Annotated in this window: 16 protein-coding genes; 8 read left to right on the top strand and 8 right to left on the bottom strand. The window is 67.7% G+C overall.

All coding sequences use genetic code 11. The features are described from left to right. Positions 1-57: 57 nt before the first annotated feature. Positions 58-687: a bifunctional nicotinamidase/pyrazinamidase gene (gene pncA, locus NF699_16130; GenBank protein ID USU04551.1), complete on the top strand. Its 630-nt coding sequence runs from the start codon at positions 58-60 to the stop codon at positions 685-687. Here pncA and glpK read toward each other — a convergent pair. Then, positions 684-2,171 (bottom strand): glycerol kinase GlpK, encoded by a 1,488-nt coding sequence (glpK, locus tag NF699_16125; protein USU04550.1) that lies wholly within the window; start codon positions 2,169-2,171, stop codon positions 684-686. The genes pncA and glpK overlap by 4 nt on opposite strands. Before the next feature lie 79 nt (positions 2,172-2,250). On the opposite strand from glpK, the gene NF699_16120 reads away from it, so the two are divergent. Next, positions 2,251-3,726 carry a glycerol-3-phosphate dehydrogenase gene (locus NF699_16120; GenBank protein ID USU04549.1) on the top strand — a complete coding sequence of 492 codons (1,476 nt, stop codon included), beginning with the start codon at positions 2,251-2,253 and terminating at the stop codon, positions 3,724-3,726. A gap of 43 nt (positions 3,727-3,769) precedes the next feature. On the opposite strand, the gene NF699_16115 is transcribed toward NF699_16120, so the two are convergent. Together NF699_16115 and pncB are read right to left on the bottom strand one after the other, a co-directional pair. After that, a complete protein-coding gene (locus NF699_16115; GenBank protein USU04548.1) occupies positions 3,770-4,666 on the bottom strand; it encodes a 2-hydroxyacid dehydrogenase in 897 nt (298 codons plus the stop codon). Between the two features lie 42 nt (positions 4,667-4,708). Next, positions 4,709-6,013 (bottom strand): nicotinate phosphoribosyltransferase, encoded by a 1,305-nt coding sequence (pncB, locus tag NF699_16110; GenBank protein USU04547.1) that lies wholly within the window; start codon positions 6,011-6,013, stop codon positions 4,709-4,711. Between the two features lie 85 nt (positions 6,014-6,098). Here pncB and NF699_16105 point away from each other — a divergent pair, with 85 nt between their 5' ends. Further along, positions 6,099-6,809 (top strand): FadR family transcriptional regulator, encoded by a 711-nt coding sequence (locus NF699_16105; protein USU04546.1) that lies wholly within the window; start codon positions 6,099-6,101, stop codon positions 6,807-6,809. A gap of 160 nt (positions 6,810-6,969) precedes the next feature. Here the strand turns inward: NF699_16105 and NF699_16100 are convergent, their stop codons facing one another. Together NF699_16100 and NF699_16095 are read right to left on the bottom strand one after the other, a co-directional pair. Next, entirely contained in the window at positions 6,970-8,763 is a 1,794-nt protein-coding gene (locus tag NF699_16100) for a dihydroxy-acid dehydratase family protein (GenBank protein USU04545.1), read from the bottom strand. A gap of 1 nt (position 8,764) precedes the next feature. Further along, positions 8,765-9,856 (bottom strand): galactose mutarotase, encoded by a 1,092-nt coding sequence (locus NF699_16095; protein ID USU04544.1) that lies wholly within the window; start codon positions 9,854-9,856, stop codon positions 8,765-8,767. A gap of 160 nt (positions 9,857-10,016) precedes the next feature. On the opposite strand from NF699_16095, the gene NF699_16090 reads away from it, so the two are divergent. The 5 genes from NF699_16090 (at position 10,017) to NF699_16070 (ending at position 14,844) form a co-directional block, all read left to right on the top strand. Further along, positions 10,017-11,321: a sugar MFS transporter gene (locus NF699_16090; protein ID USU04543.1), complete on the top strand. Its 1,305-nt coding sequence runs from the start codon at positions 10,017-10,019 to the stop codon at positions 11,319-11,321. Positions 11,322-11,326: 5 nt separating this feature from the next. Beyond that, the gene (locus NF699_16085) at positions 11,327-12,205 is read left to right on the top strand and encodes a 2-dehydro-3-deoxygalactonokinase (protein USU04542.1); all 879 of its coding nucleotides are present in this window, start codon (positions 11,327-11,329) and stop codon (positions 12,203-12,205) included. A gap of 61 nt (positions 12,206-12,266) precedes the next feature. Then, positions 12,267-12,905 carry a 2-dehydro-3-deoxy-6-phosphogalactonate aldolase gene (locus tag NF699_16080; protein USU04541.1) on the top strand — a complete coding sequence of 213 codons (639 nt, stop codon included), beginning with the start codon at positions 12,267-12,269 and terminating at the stop codon, positions 12,903-12,905. Next, the gene (gene gguC / locus NF699_16075) at positions 12,902-13,906 is read left to right on the top strand and encodes a GguC family protein (GenBank protein ID USU04540.1); all 1,005 of its coding nucleotides are present in this window, start codon (positions 12,902-12,904) and stop codon (positions 13,904-13,906) included. The genes NF699_16080 and gguC overlap by 4 nt, the downstream gene beginning before the upstream one ends. A 29-nt stretch (positions 13,907-13,935) precedes the next feature. Next, positions 13,936-14,844, top strand: coding sequence for a Gfo/Idh/MocA family oxidoreductase (locus NF699_16070; protein USU07123.1), 909 nt, complete (start codon positions 13,936-13,938; stop codon positions 14,842-14,844). Positions 14,845-15,145: 301 nt separating this feature from the next. Here NF699_16070 and NF699_16065 read toward each other — a convergent pair whose 3' ends face one another. From NF699_16065 to NF699_16055, 3 genes are read right to left on the bottom strand one after another with little or no spacing between them, the layout of a single operon-like run. Beyond that, positions 15,146-16,384 carry an adenosylmethionine--8-amino-7-oxononanoate transaminase gene (locus NF699_16065; GenBank protein ID USU04539.1) on the bottom strand — a complete coding sequence of 413 codons (1,239 nt, stop codon included), beginning with the start codon at positions 16,382-16,384 and terminating at the stop codon, positions 15,146-15,148. After that, on the bottom strand, positions 16,381-16,998 hold the full coding sequence (gene bioD, locus NF699_16060; GenBank protein ID USU04538.1) for a dethiobiotin synthase: 618 nt from the start codon (positions 16,996-16,998) through the stop codon (positions 16,381-16,383). Before bioD ends, NF699_16065 begins: the two co-directional genes overlap by 4 nt. Next, a complete protein-coding gene (locus tag NF699_16055; protein USU04537.1) occupies positions 16,995-18,089 on the bottom strand; it encodes an 8-amino-7-oxononanoate synthase in 1,095 nt (364 codons plus the stop codon). The genes bioD and NF699_16055 overlap by 4 nt, the downstream gene beginning before the upstream one ends. Positions 18,090-18,122 lie beyond the last annotated feature (33 nt).

The following is an 18,122-nucleotide window of genomic DNA, read 5'->3' as shown; positions in this document are numbered from 1 at the left end:
TCGCGCCCCACGCGGCCGGGTCTTTCCCATTGCGTTATCCCGCGCGATAACGCGGGCATGACCCCGCTTCCCACCGACGCGCTGATCGTCATCGATCCGCAGAACGACTTCTGCCCCGGCGGCGCACTCGCCGTCGGGGACGGCGATGCGATCATGCCGGGCATCGCGACGCTTGCTGCCCGTTTCGCCCATGTCGTCATCACGCAGGACTGGCATCCCGCCGGTCATAGCTCGTTCGCGAGCAGCCATCCCGGTGCCGTGCCCTTCTCCACGACGATGATGCCCTATGGCGAACAGGTGCTCTGGCCCGATCACTGCGTGCAGGGCAGCCACGGCGCGGCCTTCCACCCCGGAATCGCGCGGGCGATCGACCACGCGCAGATGATCCTGCGCAAGGGCGGCAATCCCGCAATCGACAGCTATTCCGCCTTTCGCGAGAACGACCGCAGCACCGCCACCGGCCTTGCCGGATTCCTGCGCGACACCGGAGTGACCCGCTGCGTGCTGGTCGGTCTGGCGTATGACTTCTGCGTCGGCTGGTCGGCACTGGACGCGGTGGCGCACGGATTCGAGGCCGTGGTGGTAAAGGACCTCAGCCGCGCGATCGGCATGCCGATCGCCGATGGTCGCACGACATTGGACGATATCGAGGATCGCTTCGCTGCCGCCGGCGTGACGATCGCCTAGCCGACCAGCGTTCGCCGCACCGCATCCTGCCACCCCACCGCCAGCCGTGCGCGGTCCGCCGCCGCCATTCGCGGTTCGAAACAGGCGCCGCGCCGCCAGGTGCGGGCCAGTGCCGTGCGATCCGCCCAGACACCCGTCGCCAGCCCCGCCAGAAACGCTGCGCCCAACGCAGTCGTCTCCAGATGCTCGGGTCGCTCCACGGGCACCTGCACCATGTCGGCAAGGAACTGGCACAGCCAGTCGTTCGCGGCCATGCCGCCATCAATCCGGATCGTCGCGGGCGCATCGCCGCCATCGGCGATCATCGCCTCCGCCAGATCCATCGTCTGGTAGCCGACCGCCTCCAGCGCCGCACGGGCCAGATGCGCCGCTGTCGTCCCCAGCGTCAGGCCGTAGATCGCGCCCCGCGCCGCCGGGTCCCAGTGCGGTGCGCCCAGCCCGACGAAGGCGGGGACCATGTAGACGCCATGGCTGTCCGGCACCTGCGTCGCCATGTCGTCGGTTTCACGCGCATGGGTGATGACGCCCAACCCGTCGCGCAGCCACTTCACCGCCGCCCCCGCGACGAAGATCGATCCCTCCAGCGCATAGGTCATCACCCCGTCCAGCCGATATGCAGGCGTGGTCAGCAGGCGATGCTCCGACGTCAGCGCTTCCGTTCCCGTGTTGAGCAGCATGAAACAGCCGGTGCCATAGGTCGATTTTGCCATGCCTGCCTCGAAGCACGCCTGCCCGAACAGCGCGGCCTGCTGGTCCCCCGCCATGCCGGCGATCGGAATCGCCGCGTCGAACAGCCCGACGGCCGTCGTGCCGAAGACATGGCTGTTGTCGTGCACCTGCGGCAGCATCGCCATCGGCACCCGGAACAGCCGGCACAATTCCTCATCCCAGCGCTGTGCCCGGATATCGTAGAGTGATGTCCGCCCCGCGTTGGTCACGTCCGTGGCGTGCACCGCGCCGCCGGTCAGCCGCCACAACAGGAAGCTGTCGATCGTCCCGAACGCCAGTTCACCCCGCTCCGCCCGGGCGCGGGCACCGTCGACATGGTCGAGGATCCAGGCGATCTTGGCCGCGGAAAAATAGGGGTCGAGCAACAGCCCGGTCCTGGCGCGGACCGTCGCCTCGATACCGTCCGCCTTCAGCGCGGCGCATACATCCGCCGTGCGGCGATCTTGCCACACGATCGCGCGGTGCAGCGCCGCTCCGGTCGCGCGGTCCCAGACGACCACCGTCTCGCGCTGGTTGGTGATGCCGATACCGGCGATCCCCTTCGCGCCCACGCCGCTTTCCGCGATCGCCTGTCGCGCGGTCGCCAGCGTATCGCGCCAGATGTCCTCGGGATCGTGCTCGACCCGGCCTGGTGCGGGATAATGCTGCGCGAACTCGACCTGCGCCGTCGCGACCGCGCGCGCCTGCGCATCGAAGACGATGCTGCGCGTCGACGTCGTCCCCTGATCAATCGCCAGGATATGGGTTGCAGCCATCGGTCATCCTCTTCGTATCGTCGCCATGGTGACGCAGCGCCGCTTTCGGGTAAAGCGGGCCACCCTGGAGGACGTGAGCATGGCGGACGTGGACCTGCTGATCGTCGGCGGCGGCATCAACGGCGCGGGGATCGCCCGCGACGCCGCCGGACGCGGCCTGTCGGTGATGCTGGTCGAGCAGGACGACCTCGCCAGCCATACCTCGTCCGCCAGCACCAAGCTGATCCACGGCGGTCTGCGCTATCTGGAATATGGCGAGTTCCGGCTGGTGCGGGAGGCGCTGATCGAACGCGAGCGGCTGCTCGGCATCGCGCCGCACATCATCTGGCCGCTCGCCTTCGTGCTGCCGCAGGCGCAATCGCCGCGGCCGGCATGGATGGTGCGGCTCGGCCTGTTTCTCTACGACCATCTCGGCGGCCGCAAGCGCCTTCCCGCGACGGAAACGATCCATTTGTCGCGCGATCCCCGCGGCAACGGATTGAAGCCCGGCAAGGCGGACCGCGCCTTCGTCTATGCCGATTGCTGGGTAGAGGACAGCCGGCTGGTCGTCCTTAATGCCCGCGATGCCGCCGCTCGCGGCGCGGCGATACACACCCGCACCCGCCTGATCGCCGCCGTCCGCGATGGCGGCGAATGGCGTGCGACCATCGAGGATGCCGCCGGCCCGCGTACCGTAATCGCCCGTGCTTTGGTCAACGCCGCCGGGCCATGGGTCGCCGATATCCTGTCGAAGGTACCGGGCGCCCACCAGGACCGCGGCGTGCGCCTGATCAAGGGCAGCCATATCGTCGTGCCACGCCTATATGATGGCGAACACGCCTTCATGCTGCAGAACCCGGACCGCCGCATCGTCTTCGCGATTCCCTACGAACGCGACTTCACCCTGATCGGCACCACCGACCAGCCGTGGCAGGGGCCGCCCGGCCCTGCGACCATCGACGCGGAGGAGACAGCTTACCTCTGCGACACGGTGAACCGCTATTTCACGCGCGCGATCGGCCCGGCCGATATCGTCTGGAGCTATTCAGGCATCCGTCCGCTCTACGACGATCACGCTGCCAACGCCTCTGCGGTGACGCGCGATTACGTTCTGGACCTCGACGCGGAGGACGGACGGGCACCGCTGCTGAGCGTGTTCGGCGGCAAGATCACGACGTATCGCAAGCTGGCCGAACACGCGCTCGAGAAACTGGCGGCCACGTTCCCGGATGCGGGTGGATCATGGACTGCGACACAGCCGCTTCCCGGCGGCGATTTCATGCATTTCGACACAATGCTGGCCAGCCTGATCGCCGCTCGCCCCGACCTGCCTGCGCATCTCCTGCAACGCCTCGCCCGTGCCTACGGTACCGACACCGCTGCGCTGCTGGGCGACGCGCAGGACGTCGTCGCGCTCGGCCGGCATTTCGGCGGCGATCTCTACGCACGTGAGATCGATTATCTCGTCACGCACGAATGGGCGCGGACGGCGGACGACATACTCTACCGTCGCAGCAAACTCGGCCTCCACGTTCCGGACGGTACGGCAGAGGCGATCGCGGCCTATCTCGGGTAACGCCCACCCGCAGGCAAGGGTATGAACGAGAACGCCGGTTCTATCATACCCGCCCCGGGGGGACCTCCCCGGCGAAGTGCGCCTCCAGATTGGCCACCACCATCGCCGCCATCGCCGCTCTTGCCTCCACGGTGGCGGACCCCTGATGCGAAGACAGCACGACGTTGTCCCGCCGCAGCGCCGTCGGCACATCCGGTTCGTCGGCGAACACGTCCAGTCCCGCCCCGGCGATCGTCCCGGACTCGAGTGCGGCGATCAACGCGGGCTGATCGACCAGCGCGCCGCGCGCGACGTTCACCAGAACGCCGTCCGGCCCCAGTGCCGCCAGCACCGCCGCATCGACCGCCCCGACGTTGGCCTCGTCGGGCGCTGCCGACAGCATCAGTACATCGCATTCCCCGGCGAGGCGGCGCAGATCGGCGACGAACCGCCAGGGCACATCGGCCTTCGGGGAACGCGCGCTGTAGAGCAACTCCCCGGCAAACGGTACCGCCCGCAAGGCGATCGCCCGCCCGATCGCTCCCAGACCATAGACCCCGATCCGCCGCCCGGACGCACGCCGGGCGAGCGGCACCGACCAGCCGCCGTCCCGCACGACGCGATCGTGCGCCGCGATCCGTCGCTCCACCGCCAGCCACAATCCGATCGCAAGGTCGGCGACGTCGTCGGTCAAGACACCCGCGGTGATCGCCAGCACGATGCCGCGCGCCGCCAGCGCATCGCGATCGATCCCGTCATGCCCGACCCCGTGCACAGCGATGATCTCCAGGGCGGGCAGACGATCGAGCAGGGCGCCGTCGACCAGCATCGTCCCGCCGCCCACCAGCGCGCGCACCCGGTCGCACGGCGCATGGTCGATACCGACATGCAGCGTGAACCGCTCCGCCAGCCGGGGTGCGAGCGTGTCGGGCAACGCCGACAAGGCGAGAACGTCGATCATAACCACTCCAAACCCCTGCTCACTCGCGGGAGAGAAATCGGGTCACACGCTCACTTCGCTTCGCGTTCGTCCGTCCGCACCGAATATTCGCAGGTACCGTGCGATCTCGGCCGGATCGCCGGTGGCTTTCGCCGGATTGTCGGACAGCTTCACCGCCGGCCGGCCGTTCGCCCGCGTCACCTTCGCCACCAGCGAGATCGGCTCCAGTCCCGCTGCACCATCGGGGTCGCAGCCGCGGAAGTCGTTGGTCAGGTTCGTCCCCCAGCCGAAGCTCATCCGCACCCGTCCTTGGAAGTGCCGATAGACGCGCTCGATCGAATCCACGTCCATCCCGTCCGAGAAGATCAGCAATTTGTCGCGCGCATCCTGCCCGTGAGCCTGCCACCATTCGATCACCTGCTCGCCCGCCTCGATCGGCGGCGCGCTGTCCGGGCGAAAGCCGGTCCAGCCCGCGACCCATGCCGGTGCATCGCGCAGGAATGCCGCCGTGCCGAACGCATCGGGCAATACCACCAGCAGATTGCCGCCGTAATGCGCCTGCCATTCCTCCAGCACGCGATAGGGCGCCGCCGCGACCCCGGCATCGTCGCGCGCCAGTGCCGCCAGCACCATCGGCAGTTCGTGTGCGTTCGTGCCGATCGCCTCCAGATCATTGTCCATCGCCAGCAGCACGTTGGACGATCCGATGAAGCGGCTGCCCAGCCCCTCCTTCAGCGCCTCGACGCACCAGCGCTGCCACAGGAAGCCATGCCGCCGTCGCGTGCCGAAGTCGGAGATGACGAGGTCGGGGAGATCGCGCAGCCGCTCGACCTTGTCCCACAGCTTCGCCTTGGCGCGTGCGTAGAGCACGTCGAGCGCGAACCGGTCCTTGCCGCGCAGCGCCGCCCGCGCCCGCAATTCGTTGACGATCGCAAGCGCCGGGATCTCCCACATGGTCGTGTGCGTCCAGGGTCCTTCGAACGTCAGCTCGAACTGTCCGTCGACGCGATGCAATTCGTACGGGGGCAACCGGAAATCCGCGAGCCAGGCGATGAAGTCGGGCGCGAACATCCGCTGCTGGCCGTAGAAGCTGTTACCCGCCAGCCAGATCAATTCTTTTTTGGCGAAGTGAAGTCGCCGCGCATGATCGAGCTGCGCCCGCAGTTCATCCTCGTCGATCACATCGGCGAGACGGACGCTGGTACTGCGGTTGATCAGCCGGAACGTGGCATCGACGTCACCGTGCAGGTGGCGGATCATCTGCAGCATCAGCAACTTGTAAAAATCGGTGTCGAGCAGGCTGCGCACGATCGGATCGAGCCGCCAATTATGGTCCCAGGTGCGCGTCGCGATATCGGTAACGGCCATGACAGCACCGCTACAGTCAAGCGCCGGGCTTTCCAACCGTTGCCATGCGGCCTAGGCGTAGTCTGACAAATCGAGGGAGAGCGGGATGGCGATCAAGAGCGAGCGGCGCGAACCGTCCCATACGCTGATCGCTCGCGACCTCGGCATCGCCATCGTCACCGGCCGTCACCCGCCCGGCAGCGTCATTCCGGGCGAGATCGACATCGCCAGCCAGCGCGGCGTCTCGCGCAGCGTCGTGCGCGAAGCACTGCGCATGCTGTCGGCCAAGGGGCTCGTCGAAAGCCGCCCCAAATCCGGCACCCGCGTCCGCGAACGCGCACAATGGAATCTGCTCGATCCCGATCTGCTGGCATGGATGTTCGAGGGCGAACCACCCGCCAGTTTCGTCCGTGCGCTGTTCCAGTTGCGCATGATCGTCGAACCGGCCGCTGCCGAGATGGCCGCACTGTCGCGTACCGCCGATCAGCTGGAGCGGATGGACACGGCCCTGCACGGCATGGTCGAGCACGGCCTCGACACGCCGGAGGGTCAGGCGGCGGACCAGACCTTCCACAACACGATTCTCGAGGCGACCGACAACGAACTGCTGGTCAGCCTGTCGGGCAGTATCGGTGCGGCGGTTCGCTGGACGACCATCTTCAAGTTCCGCGGCAGCCGCCGCCCCCGCGACCCCATGCCCCAGCACCGCCGCCTCTACGATGCGATCGCGGCCAGCGATGCGGCGACGGCAAGGGACGCGACCATCGTCCTGCTGCAACAGGCGCACGAGGATACGGAGCGCTTGCTGCAAGCGTGAGTTTGTTGAGCGTAGCGATGTCTTGGGTCACGGAGGACATCGCTTGCCTCCCCCTCCGTCACCGCTGCTCGGCGCCGCCTCCCCCTCGCGGGGGAGGACTGGAATCTTGCCGCGCCGTGAGGATCAGCAACGTTTCTCTCGCGCGCAGGAGGGAACTCCATCAATGGTTGTCGCGCGGCAACCCCATCGTTTGTGCGATCCGCTGGTATTTCTCTGCGCCCTCCAAGATCGCGCCGGTGTTCATCTGCCCGACGACCGCACGCTGGATCTCCTGCCACGGCGTCTGCGACTTCGGATAGGCGAACCCGCCCGCCGCCTCCAGCGCCGCCCGCCGGTCCATCAGTTCGGCGTCCGGGATCAGCACGTTCGCGGTGCCGGTGTTGAGGTCCACGCGCACGCGGTCGCCGGTCTTAAGCAGCGCGAGCCCACCCATCGCCGCCGCCTCTGGCGACGCATTCAGGATCGACGGCGATCCACTCGTTCCCGATTGTCGCCCGTCGCCGATGCATGGCAATGCGCTAACGCCCTCGGTGATCAGATACGCCGGCGGCCGCATGTTGACGACCTCCGCCGCGCCGGGATAGCCGATCGGCCCGGCGCCGCGCATGAACAGCAGCGTTTCCGGCGTGATCCCGGTCGCGGGATCGTCGATGCGGTGGTGGTAATCCTCCGGCCCGTCGAACACGACCGCCGGCCCCTCGAACGCGTTGAGATCGTCGGGGTTGGACAGGTAACGCTGGCGGAATTCGGGCGAGATCACACTGGTCTTCATCACCGCCGCGTCGAACAGATTGCCCGACAGCACGATGAAGCCCGCATCCTCGACCAAAGGCTGGTCGAACGGACGGATCACCTTCTCGTCCTCGATGGCGACGCCGCGGCAATTCTCGCCCATCGTCTTGCCGTTGACGGTCAGCGCATCCTCATGGATCAGCCCCTGCCCGATCAGCTGGTTGACCACCGCGGGCACGCCACCCGCGCGGTAATAATCCTCGCCGAGATATTCGCCGGCGGGTTGCAGGTTGACGAGCAGCGGCACCTTGTGCCCCTCGGTCTCCCAATCCTTTAGCGGCAGGTCGACGCCGACGTGGCGGGCGATCGCCGACAGATGGATCGGCGCGTTGGTCGAACCGCCGATCGCCGAATTGACTCGGATCGCATTGTGAAACGCCGGCTTCGTCAAGATGTCGGACGGCTTCAGATCCTCCGCCACCATCTGCACGATGCGCTTGCCGGTCAGGTACGACACCTCCTGCCGGTCGCGATACGGCGCGGGGATCGCCGCCGATCCCGGCAGCGACATGCCGAGCGCCTCGCACAGCGAGTTCATCGTCGTCGCGGTGCCCATCGTGTTGCAATAGCCCGTCGATGGCGCGGACGACGCGACCAGCCGGATGAATTCCGCATCGTCGATCTCGCCCGCCGCGAGCAGCTGCCGCGCCTTCCACACGATCGTGCCCGACCCGGTGCGCTCGCCCTTGTGCCAGCCGTTGAGCATCGGCCCGACCGACAGCGCGATCGCCGGAATATTCACCGTCGCCGCCGCCATCAGGCAGGCGGGCGTCGTCTTGTCGCAACCGATCGTCAGCACTACGCCGTCGAGCGGATAGCCGTACAACGTCTCGACCAGCCCAAGATAGGCAAGGTTGCGATCAAGCCCCGCGGTCGGCCGCTTGCCCGTCTCCTGGATCGGGTGCACGGGGAATTCCAGCACGATCCCGCCCGCCTCGCGCACGCCCTCGCGCACGCGGTCCGCCAGCACCAGATGGTGGCGGTTGCACGGCGACAGGTCGCTGCCGGTCTGGGCGATGCCGATGATCGGCTTGCCCGATTGCAGCTCCTCCAGGCTCAGCCCGAAGTTCAGGTACCGCTCCAGATACAGCGCGGTCATGTCGATGTTGGCAGGGTTGTCGAACCAGGCCCTGGAACGGAGGGGCGTGCGCGATTGCGTCATGTTATTTGGCCACCGATAGCTTGTAGATCATCACGTGCCTATACGGCTTGCCGGGATCGACCCGGGCGGACGCAAAGGCGGGCTTGTTGGGAGAGTCCGGGAATTTCTGCGGCTCCAGCGCAATGCCGTCGCCCATCCTGTAGACGTGTTTCGATTTGCCGATGAACGTCCCGTCGAGGAAATTGCCGGTATACAATTGCACGCCCGGCTCGGTCGTCGACACCTCCAGCACACGGCCTGATACAGGGTCCTCCAGTCGCGCGGCAAGGCCCGGCGCCGTGGACAGTCCCTTGTCGAGCGCGAAATTGTGATCGTAGCCGTGGCCCATCACGATCTGGGGATCGCGACCGTCGCGCAGGCCGTCGCCGACCACACGCCCGCTCTGGAAATCGAACACCGTGTCCGCGACGGGGCGCAGCTCGCCGGTCGGGATCAGATTGGCGTCGACCGGCGTGATCGCCCTGGCGGGAATCGTCAGCCGATGCCCCATCGCGTCCCTCGGCGATCCTTCGCCGGCGAGATTGAAGATCGCGTGGTTGGTCATGTTTACCACGGTCGGCTTGTCGGTGCTGGCACCGAAGGTGATGGTCAGCGCACCGTCGTCGCTCATCGCATAGGTGACCGTCACGTCGAGCTTGCCGGGATAGCCCTGATCGCCGTCCGCGCTGGTCAGCGCCAGCGTGACGCTGCCGTCCTTCACCGACACGACCCGCCACGGCTGCTTGTCGAACCCTTTGGTGCCGCCATGCAGCGAATTGACCTTGTCGTTCAGCGGCAGCTGATACGTCTTGCCGTCGAGCGTGAACCGGCCCCCGCCGATGCGATTGGCGTAACGACCGACGGTGACGCCGAAGTAATTGGGATGTGAGGCATAATCCCTGGCATCGTCATAGCCGAGCACCACGTCGGCGACCTTGCCGTTGCGATCCGGGCCACGCAGTGCCTGCAACGTCGCGCCATAGGTCAGGATGCGCGCCTCGACACCACCCTTCGCGATCAGCGTGATCGCCTCCACGGCGGTACCGTCGGGCAGCGCCCCTGCAGCCTCGCGCTTCGCGGTGGCCGCATCGGCCTGCGCGGCAGCCAACGTCATCAATCCGGCGCCTGCCATCCCCAAAGCCTTTCGAACCTTCACCGCATCTCTCCCGACACTCATCGCCGGCATTGACCCGGCGTATGCTGCCTTTATAGTCAGACAAATAACCGGGGCGCAAGGCGGCGGAACGACGTCGGCAGCGGAAGAGGATGAGAGAATGGCAGGACCGATCGGCACGACCACGCATCATGCGGTGGGGGCAGGGGGCAGCGCCTCCTACGGCAAGGCGCTCAGCCTGCTCGCCAGCCTGTTTTTCATGTGGGGTTTCATCACCGTCATCAACGGCGTGCTGCTGCCGCACCTGCGATCGGTGTTCGAACTCGACTACACCCAGACGACGCTGATCGAATCGGTCTGGTTCATCGCCTATTTCTTCGCGTCCATTCCGTCCGCCAAACTCATCGAGCGCGTCGGATACCAGCGCGCGATCGTGATCGGCCTGCTGATCATGGCTGCCGGGGCGCTCGGCATGACGCTCGCCGCCAGCCTGCCGTCCTATGGCGTGACGCTCGTCATGCTGTTCATCATCGCGAGCGGCATCACGCTGCTGCAGGTCGCGGCCAACCCCTATGTCACCGTCATCGGCCCGCCCGAAACGGGATCGTCGCGGCTGAACCTGGTGCAGGCCTTCAACTCGCTCGGCACCACGCTCGCGCCGCTGTTCGCCGGCTATCTGATTCTCGGCCGCAGCCAGAGCGGGACCGCCGAAGCCGGCGCGACGCTGACGCAGGCACAGCGTTATGCGGACGCGCAGTCGGTGATCCTGCCCTACGTCCTCGTCGCGATCGTGCTGGTCGTCCTCGCGGTCGTCATCGCGCGCTTCCCGCTCCCATCGCTGGGCGCGGCGACGCAGCGCGCGGCCAAGGCGGACCGTCACCAGCATTCGCTGTGGAAGCATCGCAACCTGACGCTCGGCATCCCGACGATGATCGCCTACCTGCTCGCCGAGATCGGCGTCGCCAACCTGTTCGTGAATTTCGTCTCGCAGCCCGAGATCGCCGCGATCACGCACGAACAGGCGTCGCGCTATCTCGCGCTGCTGTGGGGCGGGATGATGGTCGGCCGCTTCGCCGGCAGCCTCATCATGCAAAAGATCGCACCGGAACGCGTGCTTAGCGTCTTCGCCTTCGGCGCGCTCGTCGTCGTCGCCGTTGCGACGTTCACCACCGGGCCGATGGCCATGTGGTCGCTGATCGCGGTCGGGTTGTTCCATTCGATCATGTTCCCGACGATCTTCACGCTCGCGATCCGCGGCCTCGGCCCGCTGACCGAAGAGGGGTCGGGCCTGATGATCATGGCGATCGCCGGCGGTGCGCTCGTCGTTGTCCAGGGCTGGCTCGCCGATCGCTACGGCCTCCAGAACTCGTTCTTCCTGACCATGGCGTGCGAGGTCGTCGTCCTCGCTTATGCGCTCTGGGGTTCGAAGCCGACCGCCGACCTCGGCACGCCCCAAGCCGAGTAAGCGGGATGGCGAATGCGATTATCGCGGTCGATTGGGGTACGACCAATCGCCGCGCCTACCGGGTCGAGGCGGACGGCAGCGTGTCGGACGGCATGCGCGACGGGGCCGGCGTGCTGGCGATGGCGGCGGACGATTATGTCCCCGCGCTCGCCACGCTGCGCGAACGGCTCGGCGATCTGCCGGTCATCGCGGCGGGCATGATCGGTTCGACCCGCGGCTGGCGGGAAGCGCCCTATGTGCCCGCTCCCGCCGATCTTGCTGCACTCGGCCGGACCGCGCTGCGGATCGACGATGCCAGAGCCATTATCGTCCCCGGCGTGTCTTGGGTCCATGGTGCCCGTGCCGACGTGATGCGCGGTGAAGAGGTGCAGGTTCTGGGCGCGGTCGCCGCCGGCCTTGCCCCTGCCGATGCGCTGTTCTGCCAGCCCGGCACGCACAACAAATGGATCGCCACACAGGACGCGCGGATCGTGGATGTGACGACGGTGATGACCGGCGAACTCTTCGCGCTGCTCAAGGCGCACGGCATCCTCGCCGGCATGCTCGACGGCCCGGTCGCGGATGGGACTGCGTTTCGCGAAGGCATCGCGCGCGGCGCCGGTGCCTGCGACCTCGGCGCGGCGCTGTTCGAGGTCCGTGCCGCCGTCCTCCTCGCCCGCCGCGCACCCAAAGACGCTGCGGCCTATGCCAGCGGCGTGCTGATCGGTTCCGACGTCGGCGCACGCGATATGGCGGGCGAGACGGTCCACCTGCTCGCCGACGGCACGCTCGCCGCTCTCTACACCGCCGCGATCGAAACGCTCGGCGGCCGGGTAGAGCCGGTCGACGCGACGATGGCCTTCATCGCCGGCATCCACCACCTGCGCGCGCATCTGGCCGCATGATCCTCTCGCGACGTCACCACCGCCAAGGCCAGCATGCCGCAACACCCCGGGAGCCTTTACAATGACCGACCCCGCAACCCGCTTCGCCGAGGCGTTCGCCGCCTGCCCGCTCGTCGCGGTCCTCCGCGGCCTCACCCCCGCCGAGGCTGAGGCGATCGGCGACGCGCTGGTCGATGCCGGCTTCACGCTGCTCGAAGTGCCGCTGAACTCGCCCGACCCGCTGACCAGCATCGCCGCAATGGCGAAGCGCTACGCTGGCCGGGCGATCGTCGGTGCGGGCACCGTACTCACCACAGACGATGTCGCCGCCGTCGCCGACGCGGGCGGCGAACTCATCGTCTCGCCCAACACCGATCCCGCCGTCATCCGCGCCTCGGTCGCGCGCGGCATGATCTCGCTGCCCGGATATTACACCCCCAGCGAAGGCTTCGCCGCACTCGCCGCCGGCGCGCATGGCCTCAAGCTGTTTCCGGCCGAAGGTGCCGCTCCCACCTACCTCAAGGCGCAACGCGCCGTCCTCCCCAAGGACACGAAAGTGCTCGCCGTCGGGGGCATCACCCCCGACACCATGGCCGCATGGCACGCCGCCGGAGCGGATGGCTTCGGCCTCGGCTCCAATCTCTATCGCGCCGGCAAGTCCGCCGCCGACGTCGCGCGCGATGCCGCGACGTTCGTTTCCGCAGTGAAGGCCCTCGCATGACACCTCCTTCTTCGATTTCGGCCCGCCTCCTTCAGCAGCGCCTGCCCGACGGCACGCGCCGGGTAATCCTCGCCGAGCATGCCGCGCATGTCCTCACAGGCGTCACCACCACCCGCGAACTCGCGGCTGCCGCCATTACCGAAGGCAGTTCGCTGCTCGACGCTGCCCGCGCCCGTCGCTCGGACGAGACGGTGGACCTTCCCGCCGCGCTCGCCGCCGGCGAACTGCTGCCCGCGATCGATCACGACGACAGCTCGCGCCTGATGCTCGCGGGCACCGGGCTGACCCACCTCGGCTCCGCATCGGGCCGTGATGCGATGCACAAGGCCGCTGCCGAGGGCAAACAGACCGACTCGATGCGACTTTTTCTCGAAGGCATGGAGGGCGGCCGACCGACGGAGGGTCAGACGGGTGCGCAGCCCGAGTGGTTCTACAAGGGCGACGGCCAGTCGCTGATCGCGCCCGGAGCGCCGCTGACCTCGCCGTCCTTCGCGCAGGACGGCGGCGAGGAACCCGAACTCGCCGGCATCTATCTGATCGGCGACGACGGCACCCCCTTCCGCCTCGGCATCGCACTCGCGAACGAGTTCAGCGACCATGTGACGGAACGCCATAATTACCTGTGGCTCGCGCATTCGAAGCTGCGGCAGGCGGCGCTCGGTGCGGAACTGCTGCTCGGCGAACCGCCCGCCGACATCCGTGGCACCAGCCGGATCGAGCGGAACGGCGAGACCCTTTGGGAAAAGCCGTTCCTCACCGGAGAGGCGAATATGTCGCACAGCCTCTCCAACCTCGAACATCATCATTTCAAATATGCGTCCTTCCGTCGCCCGGGGGACGTGCACGTTCACTTCTTCGGCACCGCGACCCTGTCCTGCGCCGACAATATTCAGACGCAGGACGGCGACGTCTTCGCGATCGAGGCCGCGCCCTTCACGCTGCCGCTGCGCAATCCGCTCGCCACCGCACCCGCCGCGCCGGTCACGGTGACGCCGCTGTGAGCGAGCCGATCCGACTCGCGCTGGTCGGGATGGGCAAGATCGCCCACGACCAGCACGTCCCCGCGATCACCGGCAACGGCGACATCACGCTCGCCGCGACGGTCAGCCGTAACGGCGAAGGCGTAGACGGTGTCCCGCACTTCCGGGAACTCGCCGATCTGATCGCCAGCGGGATCGCGATCGATGCTGTGTCACTCTGCACCCCGCCGCAGGTTCGCCGCACCATAGCCGCACAGGCGATCGCACAGGGCTGGCACGTTTTCCTCGAAAAGCCCCCCGGCGCGACGCTGGCCGAGGTCGCGCACCTGCAAACCGCCGCGGACGCCGCCAACATCAGCCTCTTCGCGAGCTGGCATTCGCGCTACGCCCCTGGCGTCGAGCCGGCGCGCGCCTTCCTCGCCCATGCCGACATCCGCAAGGTCACGGTGACATGGCGCGAGGACATCCGCGTCTGGCATCCGGGACAGGCGTGGATTCTGGAGGCGGGCGGCTTTGGCGTGTTCGATCCCGGCATCAACGCGCTGTCGATCGTCACCCGCATCCTGCCGCGGCCGTTCTTCATCGCCGATGCGGAACTGGATTTCCCTGCCAATTGCGACGCCCCGATCGCCGCGCGCATCACCTTCGCCGACGACCATGGCGTGGCCATCGCGGCGGACTTCGACTTCCGGCAGGAAGGCCCGCAGAGCTGGGATATCGTCGTCGACACTGCGGAGGGCACGCTGACCCTCCACGATGGCGGCGCGCGTCTGGTGATGCCCGACGGCACCGAACCCTCGCATGAGGATGCGCTTCACGGCGAATATGCCGGCCTCTACGCCCGTTTCGCCGAGATCGTCCGCGCCGGTCAATCCGACGTCGACATCGCCCCCTTGCGCCATGTGGCCGACGCCTTCCTGCGGGGGCGGCGGATCACGGTGGAGCCGTTCGTCGAGTGATGTCCACGCGAAGCCGCTGAGCCGCGAAGAAAGACGTGTGTTCGCACGGAGGACACGGAGAAAAGCAGAAGGGGCGGCACCCCACTCCCCGTCATCCCGACGAAGGTCTGTATCCATGGGGGCGCTACGGCGGCGTGATGCGCTCCATCAGATCGATCGCATCCGTGGGTCCCGGCGTCCGCCGGGATGACGGATGGGAGTGGGGGCGCAGCCGACTCCAAACGCAGGTCCTCGACCCTTCTTCTGCGCGTCTCCGCGCGAACCGGCGTCTTCTCTTCGCGCCTTTGCGCCTTCGCGCTAATCAACCTACCCAGGCAGCAGCCTCGCCGATCGCAGCATACACCGCGTCCAGATCATCGTCGCCGATGCAATACGGCGGCATCACGTACACCACGTTCCCCAGCGGTCGCAGCAGCAGGTCTCGCGTCCGAAAGAACGCTAGCAGCCGCGGCCCCATCGCCGACAGATAGTCCGCGCCCTCGTCCCCCAGATCGACCGCCGCGATCGTTCCCAGCGTCCGGATATTGCGCACACCCGACAAGGCGTCGGCCCTCACCAACTGCCGCGCCGCCAGGTTCGCGACCCGCTCCAGCACCGGCTCCTCCTCCCAGATCGCGATATTCGCCGCCGCCGCCGCGCAGGCGATCGGGTTCGCGGTGTAGCTCGACGAATGAAAGAACATCCGCGCCCGGTCGGCACTCAAATGCGCCTGATAGATCGCCTCGCGCGCCATCGTCACCGCCAATGGCACCGCGCCCCCGGTCAACCCCTTGGACAGGCACAGGATATCCGGCACGACGCCGGCCTGCTCGCACGCCAGCACGGTTCCGGTCCGTCCCCATCCCGTCATCACCTCATCCGCGATGAACAGCACGTCGTGCCGCGCACAGATCGCCCGCATCTCGGCGAGCACCGATGCCGGATAGACCAGCATGCCACCCGCCCCGCAGATCAGCGGCTCGACAATCAGCGCCGCCGGAGCTTCTCGGCACGCCGCCTCCAGCGCATCCAAAGTGGCCTGCTCGCGGCCGGTGGCGGGAAACGGGATGGTCGCGACATCGAACAGCAACGGCTCGTACGCGCGGTTGAACGCGCCCCGGGCACCGACCGACATCGTCCCGATCGTGTCGCCGTGATAGCCATGCTCCAGCACCAGAATACGATGCCGCGGCTCTCCCCGATTAAGCCAGAAGCCGAGCGCCATCTTCAGTGCCACCTCGACGCTGGTCGAACCCGAATCGGAAAAGAACACCCGCGTCAGCGCCTCCGGCATCAGCCGCAGCAACCCGGCCGCCACCGCCTCCGCCGGTTCGTGCGTCCAGCCGGCGAAGATGATCTGGTCCATCTTTGCCGCCTGATCGGCAATCGCCGCCATGATCCGCGGTTCGCAATGGCCATGCGTCGTCACCCACCATGACGAAATCGCATCGACCACCCGCCGCCCGTCCGCCGTGTAGAGCGCCGCCCCCTCCGCCCGCACGACTTCGGGGATCGGCTCGCCCAGCCCATGCTGCGTGAACGGATGCCACACCGCGCTCACATGAAATCCTCCACACCAAAACTGTCCGCAAATGCCCGAGCCAACCCCGCGGCATTGAGCGGATCGACCCGGCCCAGCCGCCCCAGACGCCGCACGGCGCCGATCCTGCAGATCGTCGCCTCGCTATCCTCCTGAGCCTCACCGTTGAACGCGATACCGAGGATCGGCACCCCCCGCCTCCGCAATGCCTCGATGCTCAACAGGCTGTGGTTGATCGTCCCCAGTCCTGTGCGGGCCACCAGCACGACGGGCGCTTCCCAGCGTGCGAACATATCGGCATAAACCAGATCGCCAGCCAGCGGCACCAGCACGCCCCCCGCCCCCTCGACCACCAGCGGTCCCTCGACCGTCGGCATTGCCAGCCGCGCCGGATCGATCGTCACCCCGTCGATCGCGGCGGCACGATGCGGCGAACACGGCGTCACCAGCCGATACGCCTCGGGCAGCACCCGCCAGACGCCCAGCGCCCGCACCCCCGCCGCGTCACCGCCCTCGTCCAGTCCCGCCTGCACCGGCTTCCAGTAGGTCGCACCCAGCGCCACGGTCAGCGCCGCCGCGAACACGGTCTTGCCGACGTCGGTGTCGGTCCCCGTCACCACGATCGCCCGGTTCATCGCAGCACCCCTCCCAGACCTTCGATCGCCGCCTCGTCGACGTTGCAGGTGATCGACACCCGCAACCGCGCCGTCCCCGCCGCCACCGTCGGCGGCCGGATCGCCCGCACGTCGTACCCCGCCGCCTGACATCGCTCCGCCAGTGCCACCGCGGCACCATCCTCGCCGACGATCACCGGAAACAGCTGCGATCCGCTTGCGAAGCCCAGCGCGCGCTCCGCCGCCGCGACCAGGGCCCATAGCCGCGCCTGCCGCTCCGGCTCGTCGACCAGACAGCGCAATGCCTCCCGCACCGCCGCCGCCATCAGCGGCGATGGCGCGGTCGAGAACACGAAGCCGCGGGCCCGGTTGATCAGCATGTCGCGCAGCACGGCCGGCACGCACAGCAGCCCGCCCTCCGCGCCCAATGCCTTCCCACAGGTGTGCAGCGTCACGACATTCTCCGCGCCGTGCAGCCCCTCGGCCAGCCCCCGCCCCGCGCTGCCGAACACGCCGGTCGCATGCGCCTCGTCGATCAGCAGCATCGCGTCGTGCCGCGCCGCCACCGCCGCCAGATCGTTCAGCGGCGCCTGGTCGCCATCCATGCCATACAGGCTCTCGACGGCGATCCACGGCGTGCCGGTGCCGCCTCCAGCCCGCCACCGCCGGATCGCATCCTCGAACGCGTCAACATCGTTATGCGAAACCGCCACCCGCGGCGCACGCCCCAGCCGCATGCCATCGTGTGCACTCGCGTGCACCAGCTCATCACAAACAATTATATCGCCCGGCTGCGGCAGGGTCGCGAACGCCGCCACGTTCGCTGCATAGCCATTGGCGAAGAACAGCGCAGCCGCGCTGCCGAAATGCGCCGCCGCCTCGACCTCCAGCGCCTCATGCTCGGGATCGTTGCCGCGCAGCAGCCGCGACCCGCCCGATCCAATGCCGACGCCGCGGTCCAGCGCTGCCGCCACCGCCTGCCGCAGCCGCAAGGACGCTCCCAGCCCGAGGTAATCGTTGGAGGCGAAATCGGCGCCCGTCCTCGGCCGAAGCGCCCGCAACCGGTCGGCCGCCGCCAGCCGCGCAAGATCGTCACGATAGAATTGCAACATCGCTGCTCCTCTAGCGCCTGCACCTTCGCGCGC

The sequence above is a fragment of the Sphingomonadaceae bacterium OTU29LAMAA1 genome (genome assembly GCA_024072375.1).
Taxonomy (GTDB): domain Bacteria; phylum Pseudomonadota; class Alphaproteobacteria; order Sphingomonadales; family Sphingomonadaceae; genus Sphingomonas.
The sequence above is the reverse complement of the archived record's forward strand: the minus strand, read 5'-3'. Positions and strand labels throughout refer to the sequence as shown.

Bases quoted from the DNA above. Each gene is read 5' to 3' on its own strand.
- bioD (USU04538.1), bottom strand. From the start codon at position 16,998: ATGAACCGGGCGATCGTGGTGACGGGGACCGACACCGACGTCGGCAAG.
- NF699_16120 (USU04549.1), top strand. From the start codon at position 2,251: ATGGCGGACGTGGACCTGCTGATCGTCGGCGGCGGCATCAACGGCGCG.
- NF699_16090 (USU04543.1), top strand. From the start codon at position 10,017: ATGGCAGGACCGATCGGCACGACCACGCATCATGCGGTGGGGGCAGGG.
- NF699_16085 (USU04542.1), top strand. From the start codon at position 11,327: ATGGCGAATGCGATTATCGCGGTCGATTGGGGTACGACCAATCGCCGC.
- NF699_16095 (USU04544.1), bottom strand. From the start codon at position 9,856: ATGACGTTGGCTGCCGCGCAGGCCGATGCGGCCACCGCGAAGCGCGAG.
- NF699_16055 (USU04537.1), bottom strand. From the start codon at position 18,089: ATGTTGCAATTCTATCGTGACGATCTTGCGCGGCTGGCGGCGGCCGAC.
- NF699_16115 (USU04548.1), bottom strand. From the start codon at position 4,666: ATGATCGACGTTCTCGCCTTGTCGGCGTTGCCCGACACGCTCGCACCC.
- NF699_16070 (USU07123.1), top strand. From the start codon at position 13,936: ATGGGCAAGATCGCCCACGACCAGCACGTCCCCGCGATCACCGGCAAC.
- gguC (USU04540.1), top strand. From the start codon at position 12,902: ATGACACCTCCTTCTTCGATTTCGGCCCGCCTCCTTCAGCAGCGCCTG.
- glpK (USU04550.1), bottom strand. From the start codon at position 2,171: ATGGCTGCAACCCATATCCTGGCGATTGATCAGGGGACGACGTCGACG.
- pncA (USU04551.1), top strand. From the start codon at position 58: ATGACCCCGCTTCCCACCGACGCGCTGATCGTCATCGATCCGCAGAAC.
- NF699_16105 (USU04546.1), top strand. From the start codon at position 6,099: ATGGCGATCAAGAGCGAGCGGCGCGAACCGTCCCATACGCTGATCGCT.
- NF699_16080 (USU04541.1), top strand. From the start codon at position 12,267: ATGACCGACCCCGCAACCCGCTTCGCCGAGGCGTTCGCCGCCTGCCCG.
- pncB (USU04547.1), bottom strand. From the start codon at position 6,013: ATGGCCGTTACCGATATCGCGACGCGCACCTGGGACCATAATTGGCGG.
- NF699_16100 (USU04545.1), bottom strand. From the start codon at position 8,763: ATGACGCAATCGCGCACGCCCCTCCGTTCCAGGGCCTGGTTCGACAAC.